This is a genomic window from Castellaniella sp. WN, assembly GCF_054457555.1.
In genome coordinates, this window is sequence record NZ_JBTKZC010000001.1 from 708,747 (window position 1) to 720,880 (window position 12,134).

The 12,134-nt window shown below is 68.0% G+C and carries 11 protein-coding genes and 1 pseudogene; all 12 read right to left on the bottom strand.

The annotated features are described in order from the left end of the window. Positions 1-18 precede the first annotated feature (18 nt). Positions 19-654: pseudogene (rnhB, locus tag ACTPOE_RS03255) on the bottom strand (ribonuclease HII); the annotation flags it as partial. Next, complete coding sequence (gene lpxB / locus ACTPOE_RS03260) at positions 629-1,852, bottom strand: lipid-A-disaccharide synthase (protein ID WP_458870772.1); 1,224 nt, start codon at positions 1,850-1,852, stop codon at positions 629-631. The pseudogene rnhB and the gene lpxB, both read right to left, overlap by 26 nt. Then, a complete protein-coding gene (gene lpxA, locus ACTPOE_RS03265) occupies positions 1,849-2,649 on the bottom strand; it encodes an acyl-ACP--UDP-N-acetylglucosamine O-acyltransferase (protein WP_458870773.1) in 801 nt (266 codons plus the stop codon). Before lpxA ends, lpxB begins: the two co-directional genes overlap by 4 nt. After that, entirely contained in the window at positions 2,646-3,098 is a 453-nt protein-coding gene (gene fabZ / locus ACTPOE_RS03270) for a 3-hydroxyacyl-ACP dehydratase FabZ (RefSeq protein WP_458870774.1), read from the bottom strand. The genes lpxA and fabZ overlap by 4 nt, the downstream gene beginning before the upstream one ends. Then, a complete protein-coding gene (lpxD, locus tag ACTPOE_RS03275; RefSeq protein ID WP_458870775.1) occupies positions 3,098-4,243 on the bottom strand; it encodes a UDP-3-O-(3-hydroxymyristoyl)glucosamine N-acyltransferase in 1,146 nt (381 codons plus the stop codon). Before lpxD ends, fabZ begins: the two co-directional genes overlap by 1 nt. Before the next feature lie 6 nt (positions 4,244-4,249). Next, positions 4,250-4,801, bottom strand: coding sequence for an OmpH/Skp family outer membrane protein (locus ACTPOE_RS03280; protein WP_458870777.1), 552 nt, complete (start codon positions 4,799-4,801; stop codon positions 4,250-4,252). 66 nt (positions 4,802-4,867) lie between these two features. Further along, the gene (gene bamA, locus ACTPOE_RS03285) at positions 4,868-7,231 is read right to left on the bottom strand and encodes an outer membrane protein assembly factor BamA (RefSeq protein WP_458870778.1); all 2,364 of its coding nucleotides are present in this window, start codon (positions 7,229-7,231) and stop codon (positions 4,868-4,870) included. Positions 7,232-7,298: 67 nt separating this feature from the next. Then, entirely contained in the window at positions 7,299-8,636 is a 1,338-nt protein-coding gene (gene rseP, locus ACTPOE_RS03290; protein WP_458870779.1) for an RIP metalloprotease RseP, read from the bottom strand. Positions 8,637-8,654: 18 nt separating this feature from the next. Next, entirely contained in the window at positions 8,655-9,860 is a 1,206-nt protein-coding gene (locus ACTPOE_RS03295; RefSeq protein WP_458870780.1) for a 1-deoxy-D-xylulose-5-phosphate reductoisomerase, read from the bottom strand. 57 nt (positions 9,861-9,917) lie between these two features. Next, a complete protein-coding gene (locus tag ACTPOE_RS03300; protein WP_458870782.1) occupies positions 9,918-10,760 on the bottom strand; it encodes a phosphatidate cytidylyltransferase in 843 nt (280 codons plus the stop codon). Positions 10,761-10,786: 26 nt separating this feature from the next. Beyond that, positions 10,787-11,551 (bottom strand): polyprenyl diphosphate synthase, encoded by a 765-nt coding sequence (gene uppS / locus ACTPOE_RS03305; RefSeq protein ID WP_458870783.1) that lies wholly within the window; start codon positions 11,549-11,551, stop codon positions 10,787-10,789. A gap of 19 nt (positions 11,552-11,570) precedes the next feature. Then, on the bottom strand, positions 11,571-12,131 hold the full coding sequence (gene frr / locus ACTPOE_RS03310; RefSeq protein ID WP_458870784.1) for a ribosome recycling factor: 561 nt from the start codon (positions 12,129-12,131) through the stop codon (positions 11,571-11,573). Between the last annotated feature and the right edge of the window lie 3 nt (positions 12,132-12,134).

Sequence of the window (12,134 nt, forward strand, 5' to 3'; positions counted from 1 at the left end):
CGCTGGATCACCCGCATCCAGCAGACGGCGAACAGGCGCGAAGCCGCGCCGATGCTCGGGGCACGGGCCGAACTCGGCCAGCCGGGCCAGGTGCAGCGCGGTGCCGTAGCCCTTGTGGCGGTCGAAGGCGTACTGTGGATAGCGCGCGTGGAGTTCCAGGCAGCAGGCGTCGCGCGCGGTCTTGGCCAGGATGGAGGCGGCGGAAATCGCCGGTTCCAGGGCGTCGCCCCCAACGACGGCCCGGGCGCGACACGGCAGTCCCTTGGGCAGGCGGTTGCCGTCCACCAGGACCAGCGCCGGCGCGAGGGACAGTTCCAGGCAGGCGCGCCGCATGGCCAGCATCGTCGCCTGCAGGATGTTCAGGCGCTCGATTTCCTCGACGCTGGCGCTGGCGACGGCCCAGGCCAGCGCCCGCTCACGGATCCGATCGGCGAGGAATTCACGGCGCCCGGCGCTGAGCTTCTTGGAGTCGTCCAGGCCCGCGATGGGACGGTCCGGATCCAGAATGACGGCGGCCGCGTACACAGGGCCGGCCAGAGGCCCCCGACCCGCCTCGTCCACGCCGGCGGCCAGCATTCGGCCGGCGGGCATGAGCTCCGCGCCGTCGGCCTTCGGCGTGTCGAACAGTTCAGGCTGCGTCGCCACGGCTGACATCCAGTATGGCCTGCGCCGCCAGGCCCGGCGTGTCGCGATCCAGGGTCTCGTGCAGCGTCGTGAAGCGCCGCGAAATGCGCTCGGCCAGCCCCGCGTCGGTCAGGGCCGTCCAGGTGTGCTCGGCCAGGGCCTGTGGCGTGGCTGCTTCCTGCAGCAGTTCGGGCACGACGAATTCGCGCTCCAGAATGTTCGGCAGACCGATCCAGGGCAGGTTCGGGGCGTCCTGGCCGGATTTCCAGGCCATGATGCGCCGCATCCAGGGCGTAATGACGTAGGAGATCACCAGGGGCCGCTTGAAGAGCGCGGCCTCCAGAGTGGCGGTGCCGCTGGCCACCAGCACCGCGTCGGCGGCCTCCATGGCGTGCCAGGCGACCGGCCATTCGGCCGTGTCCAGGCCGTCGGCGCGCGCGTCCGCGCCCTGCCCCGCTTCGGGCGGCGCCGACAGGACCTGGCAGCCGGGAACGGGATATTGCGCCAGGACAGCCTCGAACTGGGCGCGGCGATGCGGGTTGACCATCGGCACAACGACCCGAAGATCGGGATCCTGGCTCACCAGGATCTGCGCGGCCTGCAGGAAGCGGGGCGCGAGCAGGCGGATCTCCGATTCCCGGCTGCCAGGCATCAGGGCCAGCACCCGGCGGCCGGGTTCCAGGCCCAGGCGCGTGCGCGCGGCCTCGCGATCCGGCCGCGCGGGGATGAGCTCGGCCAGGGGATGGCCCACATAAGTCACGGGCACGCCCTGCTCGCGGTACAGCTCGACCTCGAAGGGAAACAGCACCAGCATGTGGGACACCGCGCGGCGGATCTGGTGGATGCGTTCGAAGCGCCAGGCCCAGATCGACGGACCGACGAAATGCACGGTGGGAATGCCCGCGGCGCGCAGTTTTTCTTCCAGGCGCAAGTTGAAGTCCGGCGCGTCGACCCCTACGAACACGTCCGGACGCCAGTCCAGCGTGCGGCGGCGGGTGTCGCGCCAGGTGCGGATCAGGCGTGGTGCCCGGCGCAGTGCATCGACATAGCCGAACACGGACAGCACATCCATGGGATGCCAGGCCTCGAAACCCGCCCGGGCCATCGCCGGACCGCCGATGCCCATGGCTCTGATCCGTGGGTCGCGCGCCCGCAAGCCGCGAAGCATGCGCGCCGCCAGCAGGTCGCCGGAAGGTTCCCCGGCCACGATGGCGGCGGAGAAGGTCATGGCCGGGCGATACCCCGGCTGGACGCGCGCAGGAAATCGAGCAATGTCTGGACGGCGGGCGCCTCGGCAGGATGTTCCGCCTGCAGGACCGCCAGGGCCTCGATGGCCTGCTCCACGTTCAGCTGGCGCCGGTAGAGGATCTTGTAGGCGTCCTTGAGCGCCTGGATGTCGGCCGGCGTGAAGCCGCGGCGGCCCAGGCCCTCGGCGTTGATGCCGACCGGCCGGAACGAATCGCCCGCGCCGATCATGTACGGGGGCACGTCCTGGCGCACGGAACTGGTGCCGCCGATCATGGCGTGCGCGCCGATGCGCACGAACTGATGCACCGCCGACAGGCCACCCAGGATGGCCCAGTCGCCGATATGGATGTGACCCGCCAGCTGGACACTGTTGGCGATCACGATGTGGCTGCCCAACTGACAATCATGGGCGATGTGGACGTAGGCCATGATCCAGTTGTCGTCGCCCAGCCGCGTGGTGCCCACATCCTGCACGGTACCGGTGTTCACGGTCACGAATTCGCGGAAGGTGTTGCCCGCGCCGATTTCCAGCGCCGTGGGTTCACCCGCATACTTCTTGTCCTGAGGAATGCCGCCGATGGAGCAATAGCGGTAGAAATGGTTGTCCGGGCCGATGACGGTATGCCCGTCGATGACGCAGTGCGGGCCGATGCGCGTGCGCGCCCCGATGCCGACGTGTTCGCCGACGATGCTGTAGGGGCCGACGACGACGTCCTCGCCCAACACCGCGCCCGGCGCGACGAGGGCCGTGGGGTGGATCTGCGCCGCGCCCATCATTCCCCCAGGATACGCACCGCGCACATGATCTTGGCCTCGGCGGCGATCTGGTCGTCGACCTTGGCCACGGCGGTGTACTTGCAGATGGAGCGGCTGAGCTTGTCGGCTGAGACTTCCATACGCAACTGGTCGCCGGGCACCACCGGGCGGCGGAAGCGCGCGCCGTCCACGCCGACCAGATAATAGGCGATCCTGGTGCTGGCCAGGTTCGGCGCGCCGGCGTCGGCGAAAGAGAACAGCGCGGCCGCCTGGGCCAGGGCTTCGATGATGAGGACGCCGGGCATCACGGGGTGATGGGCGAAGTGCCCCTGGAAGAAGGGCTCGTTGTAGGTGACATTCTTGATGGCGACGATGCTCTTGCCCGGGTCCATTTCCAGGACGCGGTCCACGAGCAGCATCGGTTGCCGGTGCGGCAGCCGTTCCATGATGTCTTTGATATCGAGTTCCATTATTGTGTGTCCTGCTTGTGGTTCGTCGGCTGGCCGGTCATTCCGGCGGCGCCTTGTCGTTCCGCGGCGCGCAGCCGCTTGCGCAATTGCGCGAGCTGGCCGATCACGGCTGCATTATGTTGCCAGACGCCATGCTCGGCCACGGGGAATACTCCGGTGTAGCGCCCCGGCTTGAGGATGTCCGTGGTGACCGCGGTGCCGCCCGAAATGTGCACGTCGTCACCCAGCGTCAGATGGCCGCCGAACATCGCCGCTCCTCCGATCACGCAGCGCTGTCCCATGGTGGTGGATCCGGCCACGCCCACGCAGGCGGCCATCGCGGTGTGATCCCCGATCCGGCAGTTGTGGCCGATCATGATCTGGTTGTCGAGCTTCACGCCATTGCCCAGCACCGTGTCCTCGACCGCGCCGCGGTCGACCGTGGTGTTGGCACCGATTTCCACATCGTCGCCGATGCGCACGCCGCCCAGCTGGGCGATCTTGGCCCAGGCGCCGGACGTGCGTGGATCGGGCGCGAAACCGAAGCCGTCGGCCCCCAGCACCACGCCCGAGTGCAGGATGGCCCGCGCACCGACATGCACGCCATGATAGAGCGTGACACGGGCGTGCAGCAGGCTGTCGGGACCGATGGAACTGCCCGCGCCGATGACGCTGCCCGCGCCGATGCGCACGCCCGCGGCTACGCGGGCGCCCGATTCGACGACGGCCAGCGGACCGACATGCACGCCATCGGCCAGCACGGCGTCATCGGCGATCACGGCGCTGGGATGGATGCCCCGGGGCAGGCCGGCCTGGCGATGGCGGTCGAACCATTGAGCCAGCAGCGCGTACATCAGATAGGGTTGCGGGCACAACACTGCCGCCCAGGCCGGAGGGCCATCGTGACGGGATCGGTAGGCATCCCAATCCTGCTGGCGCAGGATGACGGCAGCCGCGCCGCAGTCATCCAGCTGGGACTGCAGACGAGGATTGGACAGAAAGCTGATTTCGAACCGGCCCGCCGAGCCCAGAGAGCCGATCCCCGCGATCTTCAGTGCGCCCGCATCTGGCTCGCCCACGATGCCGCACCCAAGTCCGACCGTATCGGCTGCCCGCAGAAGTTCGGACAATGCGGGTGCCCGATCGGGCGCGAGCAGCACAGGCATCGGAAATCAGCCGCCCAGGGCGCTGATGACCTGATCGGTGATGTCCACACGCGGGCTGACCGTGACGGCGTCCTGGATGATCAGGTCGTAGTTCTGCTGTTCGGCGATCTTCTTGATCGCGGCATCGGCCTTTTCCACGATGGCGGAAAATTCCTCGTTGCGGCGGCGGTTGAAGTCTTCCTGGAATTCGCGGCGCTTGCGCTGCAGGTCGGAATCCATGTCCTGGAGCTTGCGCTGACGCTTGACGCGTTCGGCCTCGGCCAGCACCGGGGCGTCCTTGTCGAGCTTCTGGGCCTCGGAGCGCAGACTGTCGGCCAGGCGTTGCAGTTCCTGGTCGCGCTTCTTGAATTCGGCTTCGATCTTGGCCTGAGCCGCCTTGGCGGGCTTGGAATCGCGCAGGATGCGTTCCGTGCTGACGAAACCGATCTTCGTGCCCTGGGCATAGGACGGCGCGACGAACAGCGCCCCCAGGCCCACGGCCGCCGCCAGGGCCAGCGCCCGGTGGCTACGCACGGCGCGTTGCGCCAATGTTGAAACATTCAGACCTGAAACAAACATGATGATGAATCCACCTAGGATCAAAGCAGCTACAAAAGGGGTTATTGTGCCATCAAACACGGGGAATCAGAAACCCGTGCCGATCTGGAACTGGAAGACCTGCTTCTGGTCGCCTTCCTTGGCGTTCAGCGCACGTCCGAAGGACAGCTGCAGCGGTCCCAGCGGAGATTCCCAGGACAGGCCCAGGCCCGCGGAGTATTTCCAGCCGCAAGGATCGGCCACCTGTCCGTACTGGCCGTTGGCGCAGGTCGAGCCGTCGGTCGTGGAGATCTGGCCGATGTCCGTGAACATGAACCAGCGCAGGGTGCGGTCGCGCGAAGCACCCGGGAACGGCAAATACAGTTGCACGTTGCCGACGATGCGGCGGGAACCGCCCAGGTAGGTGTCGGTCAGGGTGTCGCGCGGCCCCAGCGAAGCGCCCTCGTAGCCGCGCACCGAGCCGATGCCGCCCGCGTACATGTTCTTGATTACCGGGAAGGGCTTGCCGCTGCTGCCATAGGTCTTGGCCCAGTCCACCTGACCGTTCAGGGCCAGGGTGAAGGAGCGGCCCAGCGGCAGGTAGTACTGCTGCTGGCCGCTGAGCTTGTAATAGCGCAGATCCAGGGTGGACATGTCGGCGGACACGCGGGTGTAGCTGCCGCGGTGGGGCGCCAGGGCGCTGTCGCGGGTGTCCTTGGCCCAGCCCAGGCTGAAGATGGCGGCATTGGTGGTGTCGCCGTATTCATCGACGAAGTTCTGGTAGGCCAGGGGCGCTGGATTGGTGCCGGTGCGGCGGATGTCCTTCAGGGCGTTGCGCTCGAAGGTCACGCCGGCGAAGATGCGGTCCACTTCCGAAATCGGCACGCCGAAGTTCAGGCCCAGACCCATGGACTCGACCGTGTACCAGCCGGTGGAGCCGCTGTCGGACACGTCGTAGGGCGTGGTGCGCCGATAATACAGGGACGTGGTCTTGCTGATCCCGTCCTGGGTCCAGTAGGGATTGGTGTGCGAGATCACCGCCGCGCGGTTGGTCTTGCTGGTGTTGACGTTCAAGGACAGGGAATTGCCGCTGCCGAAGACGTTGTCCTGGCTGATGCCGGCCGACAGCATCAGCTTGTCGGTGGTGCCGTAGCCCACGCCCAGGCTGATCATGCCGGTGGGCTTTTCCTTGACGTCGACGTTGACGTCCACCTGGTCGGGCGAGCCCGGCACCGGATCGGTCTTGACGTCCACCTCGGTGAAATAACCCAGGCGGTCGACGCGTTCCTTGGAGGTCTTGATGCTGGAGGAGTCATACCAGGCGGCTTCCTGCTGGCGCATCTCGCGGCGCACGACCTCGTCGCGGGTACGGGTGTTGCCGCCCACGTTGATGCGGCGCACGTAGACGCGGCGGCCCGGATCGACGTAGAAAGTCAGCTTGGCGACGTGGTTGTCGCGGTCCAGCACCGGGCTGGGATTGACGTTGGCGAAGGCGTAGCCCAGCGAGCCCAGGTAATCGGTGATGGACTTCGCCACGGCGTTGGTTTTTTCCGCCGAGAAAGTCTCGCCTTCCTTGACGGTGACCAGCGGCTGGAGATTGGCGTCCAGGCCGAGCAGGTCGCCGGCCAGACCGACCTCGCCCAGCTTGTAGGGCTCGCCCTCGTGCAGGGTCATGGTGATGTAGATGGCCTTGCGGTCGGGCGAAATCGACACCTGGGGCGGTTCCATGGAAAATTCCAGGTAGCCGCGGTCCAGGTAGTACGAGCGGATGCGCTCCACGTCGCCCTCGAGCTTTTCGCGCGAGTATTTATTAGTGCCCGTGTACCAGGTCATGAAACCGCCGGTGGTCAGTTCCATCTGGTCTTCGAGGGTGCCGGCGGTGAAGGCCTCGTTGCCGATGAACTCGATTTTGTCGATGGTGGCGACGTCGCCCTCGAAGATGTCGAAGCTGACCCCGACCCGGTTGCGCTCCAGCGGAGTGATCACGGGATTGATCTGGACGCCGTACTTGCCCTTGGACAGGTACTGCTGCTTCAGTTCGAAGACCGCGCGGTCGAGCATGGCCTGGTCGAAGATCCGGCCTTGGCCGAAGCCGACCTGCGCCAGGGATTTCGTCAGGGCCTTGGCGTCGAATTCGCGCATGCCATTGAAGTTGATCGAGGCGATCGTGGGCCGTTCCTCGACGGTGACCACCAGCACATTGCCCTGCGCGTCGATCTTGACGTCGTTGAAGAAGCCGGTGCCGTAGAGTTTCTGGATGGCGGCCGAGGCCTCCTCCTGGGTGAAGGTCTGGCCGACTTTGACGGGCAGGTAGGTGAAGATCGTGCCCGGATCGACGCGTTCGATCCCTTTGACCTGGATGTCCCGGACCACGAAGGGCGTGAAGGCCGTCGCGATGGCGGGTGCCAGCAGGGTCGCCAGCACCAGGGGAATGGCGCGCTTGATCAGACGAAAATTCCGGGGAGACGACATCCTGGCAATCCTATTTGGCCGTGGAGGAACATGCTTGAGCGATGCGCGATTGTAAGTCACAACCTCATCAACTGAAAAGCCGCGAAAAATCGTTGAACAGGGCCAGAACCATGAGGCCCAGCACGATCCCCAGACCCAGCCGCTGACCCAGGTCGCGCGCCCGTTCGGACAACGGCCGGCCGCCGCGCAACGCCTCGATCAGGTAGAACAGCAGATGGCCTCCGTCCAGCATCGGAATGGGCAGCAGGTTGAGCACGCCGATGCTGATGCTGATCAGCGCCAGGAAGCCCAGGTAGGACTCCAGGCCGATGCGGGCGGATTTGCCGGCATACTCGGCGATCGTGACGGGACCGGTGACATTTTTCCAGGACACGTCGCCCACGACCATGCGGCCCATCATGCGCAGCGTGAACAGGCTCATGTCGGCCGTGCGCCGGACACCCTGCCACAAGCTGTCCAGAGGAGCAAGGCGCACCAGTACCTCGGGCTGTTCCGCCTGGATCAGCGCGCCGATGCGGCCCACCGCGCGACCGCCCTCTCCGGCCTCGGACCGGGGCGTCACGGACAGCGAGACTCGGGCGCCCAGGCGCAGCACCACGAGGGTCAGCGGCTGGCCGGCATGCGCCTGGACGGTCCGCACAAAGGCCTCGACGGAGGGCCCGTCCAGGTCGCCCGCCGTCAGGATCCGGTCGCCGGCGCGCAGTCCGGCCTGTTCGGCAGCCCCGCCCGGGATGAGTTCGCCCACGACCGGATACGGCGCTTGCAGCGCCAGCCCGGCGGCCTGGAGCGGATCGGGGCCATCCGGAGTCACGGCCCGGGGGGCGAGCTTCAGGGTTTCCTCGCGGATCGCGCCATCGACGGATTCCAGTGTCAGCGGCACGTCGCCGCCCAGGGACAGGGGCTCGGCCAACTGCCACCGGGCCTGGATCCAGGACGCGACCGGATTTCCGGCCACGGCGCGCAGCACGTCGCCGTCCCGCACCCCGGCCAGGGCGGCCGGCGTGCCGGCCTGCGGCGCCGCCAGCACGGCGGCCGGCTCCTGCGTGCCCCACAGGCCCAGGAAGGCGTAGATCAGGGCGGCCAGCACCAGATTGGCGGCGGGGCCTGCGGCCACCACCGCCACGCGCCGGACCAGCGGCTGAGCATTGAACGCGGCGCGGCGCGTGGCCTCGTCCGCATCCGGCGGCGCCTCATCGAGCATCTTCACATAGCCACCCAGGGGGATGGCCGACAGCGCCCATTCGGTTCCGCGCCGGTCGCGGCGACGCAGCAGCACGGGGCCGAAGCCCACCGAGAAACGCACGATGGGCACGTCCGCTCGCCGCGCCACCCAGTAATGGCCCAGCTCGTGGAAAGTGACGAGCAGGCCCAGGGCGAGAATGAAGGCGGACAGGGTCAGCAGCATGGTGAAGGCGGCGGAGAATCAGCGGACCTGACAGAAGCCGGCCGCGACGCGGCGCGTGCGCGCGTCCAGGTCGAGGATTTCCGCCAGGGAGGACGGGGTCCGCGTCCCGTGCGCCACGGAATCGTCCAGGCAATGCTCGATGATGGACGGAATCTGGGTGTAGCGGATGCGCCCGCGCAGGAAGCCGTCGACCGCGACCTCGTTGGCCGCGTTCAGCGCGATGCAGGCGCCCTGCCCCTGGCCCAGCGCGTCGAAGGACAGCCGCAGGCAGGGGAAGCGCGCCAGGTCCGGCGTCTCGAAATCCAGCCGCCCCAGGCGGGCGAGTTCCAGCAGGCCGACGCCGCCGTCGATGCGTTCCGGATAGCCCAGGCCGTAGGCGATGGGGGTGCGCATGTCGGGTTGGCCCAGCTGGGCCAGGATGGAGCCGTCCAGGTATTCGACCATGGAATGCACCACGCTCTGGGGATGGATCACGACCTGGATGCGCTCCAGCGGCATCGAAAACAGCCAGTGGGCCTCGATGACCTCCAGGCCCTTGTTCAGCATGGTGGCCGAATCCACGGAGATCTTGCGGCCCATGCGCCAGTTGGGATGCGCGCAGGCCTGGTCCGGGGTGACGGCGTCCAGCTGGTCCAGCGCGGTGCTGCGGAACGGCCCGCCGGAAGCCGTGAGCAACAGCCGGCGCACGCCCTCGGCCGGGCTGGCCGGCGCCCGCGCCCGGTCGGCCGATTGGGGCAGGCATTGGAAGATGGCGTTGTGTTCGCTGTCGATGGGCAGCAGCTCGGCGCCGGATTCGCGCACCGCCCGCATGAACAGGCTGCCCGCCGCCACCAGCGCTTCCTTGTTGGCCAGCAGGACCCGCTTGCCGGCGCGCGCGGCCGCCAGCGCTCCGGGCAGACCCGCGGCGCCGACGATGGCGGCCATGACGGCGGTGACCTCGGGATCGGCCGCGGTGTCGGCCAGCGCCTGGGCGCCCTGGCGGATTTCCGGCAAGGGCCGGCCGGCCGGCCAGGCGGCCGTGAAGCGCGCCCGGGCGGCGTCATCGGGCACGATCACCACCCGCGCCGCATGCCGCGCCGCCTGTTCGGCCAGCGATTCGATCCGGCTGTGCGCGCTCAGGGCATGGACGGAAAACCGGTCCGGATGGTTCGCCACCACGTCCAGCGTGCTCACGCCGATGGAACCGGTCGAGCCGAGGATGCAGAGGCGTTGCTGGACGGACATGGATCGAAACCTGTGATTGGGGAGGATGGAAAAGCGCCGGACAGGCGCGGCCGGGCACTAGAGCCCGGCCATCAGCAGCAGCGCGGCGGCCGGCGCCACCGGCAGCACCGCATCGATGCGATCGTACACGCCGCCATGACCCGGCAGCAGCTGGCTGGAATCCTTGACTCCCGCGCGGCGCTTGAGCAGCGATTCGAACAAGTCGCCGACGATGGACCAGGCCGCCAGCGCCACGCCGGCCAGGACCAGGCCCGCCCAGCCGATGCGTGCCAGCAGCAGCGCGCCGAAGCTGCCCGGCCACCAGAGGGCCGTGGCGACCAGCCAGACGGTGGCCGCCAGGATGCCGCCGGCCGCGCCCTCGATCGTCTTGCCGGGGCTGACGCGCGGCGCGAGCTTGTGGCGCCCCAGGCCGCGGCCGGTGAAATAGGCGGCGATGTCGGCGGCCCAGATCAGCGCCCACAGGCTGACGAGCGCCGCCGCGCCATGACGCAGGAACACCCAGGCCAGCGCGTACCAGGTCGCGGCCATGACCAGGACCCCGGCCAGGGCCAGCACGCCCGGCCGACAGAGGTCCGGCACCCGGGCGCGCACCACCGCGGTGGGAGCGAAGGTCAGCCAGAACAGCACCGCCAGCGGCAGCAGGAAGGACCCGAAGGCGGTTTCCAGCGCCTGCTGGCCGTCGACCAGCAGGCGCGACAACGGCACCAGCGCCAGGACGACCAGCGCCGCACCGCCCCAGCGCGCGGCGGCGCCGTCCTGCACCAGCCTCAGCCATTCCCACAATGCGCAGCCGGTCATCAGGCCGAGCAGGGCCAGCATCGGCCAGGGCGTGGACGCAGTGACCGCGGCCGCCACGATCAGCAGCAGGACGATGGCGGTGAGGATGCGCTGGCGCAGCATGGAGGATTCCTTAGTGCAAACAGGCCCTAGACGGCGCCGCGCAACTGGGCGCTGGTGCGACCGAAGCGCCGTTCGCGACTCCGGTACCACTCGAAGGCCTGGTCGAGCTGTCCGGCGTCGAAATCCGGCCACCAGCAGTCGGTGAAATACAGTTCAGTATAGGCCAGCTGCCAGATCATGAAATTGGAAATGCGCTGCTCGCCGCCAGTGCGGATGAACAGGTCCGGTTCCGGCGCATAGGCCAGGGCCAGCCAGGGCGACAAAGCGGCCTCGTCCAGGGCCTCGGGGTGTTCCGCGAGTTCGGGCCGGGCGGCCAGCAAGGCCCGGGTGGCCTGCAGGATGTCCCAGCGACCGCCGTAGTTGGCGGCGATGGTCAGCGTCAGGGCCGTCTGGCCCGCGGTGCGCCGTTCGGCGGCTTCGATCAGGCCGCGCAGGTGCGGATCGAAAGCCGACAGGTCGCCCACCACGCGCAGGCGCACGCCCTGGGCTTCCAGACGATCGACTTCCTTTTCCAGGGTGCGCACGAACAGGCGCATCAGCAAGGAAACTTCCTGGGCCGGGCGGCGCCAGTTCTCGGAACTGAAAGCGAACAGCGTCAGGTAGCGCACGCCCCGGTGGCCGCAGGCCTCGACGATGCGGCGCACGGCCTGCACGCCGCGCACGTGCCCCGCCGTGCGGGGCAGCATCCGCCGGGTCGCCCAGCGGCCGTTGCCATCCATGATGATGGCGACATGCCGGGGCACGTCCCCGGTCTCGGGAATGACAAGCGTGGAAGAAAGGGTTTCGATCATACGCCGTGGCGTCGCGCGGCTAGACCGTCATGATCTCGGCTTCCTTCTGGGCGACGAGCTTGTCGATTTCGGCCACGTAGCGGTCGGTGAGCTTCTGCACCTCGTCCTGGCCGCGGCGGTCCTCGTCCTCGGAGATTTCCTTGTCCTTGAGCAGTTTCTTCAGGGTCTCGTTGGCCTCGCGGCGCAGGTTGCGCACGGCGACCTTGGCGTCCTCGCCCTCGCCGCGCACGACCTTGGTCAGGTCACGGCGGCGTTCCTCGGTGAGGGCCGGCATCGGCACGCGGATATTGTCGCCCATGGCGATGGGGTTCAGTCCCAGGTCGGATTCGCGGATGGCCTTTTCGACCGGACCCGCCATCGTCTTTTCCCAGACCTGCACGCTCAGAGTGCGGGCGTCGATCACGGTCACGTTGGCGACCTGGCCCACCGGCACGGGAGAGCCGTAGTATTCGACGTGCACGTGGTCCAGGATCCCGGCATGGGCACGTCCCGTGCGGATCTTGGCCAGGCCGGCCTTCAGGGCTTCGATGGATTTACCCATGCGCTCGTCGGCCGAGCGGCGGATGTCGGAAAGGCTCATGAG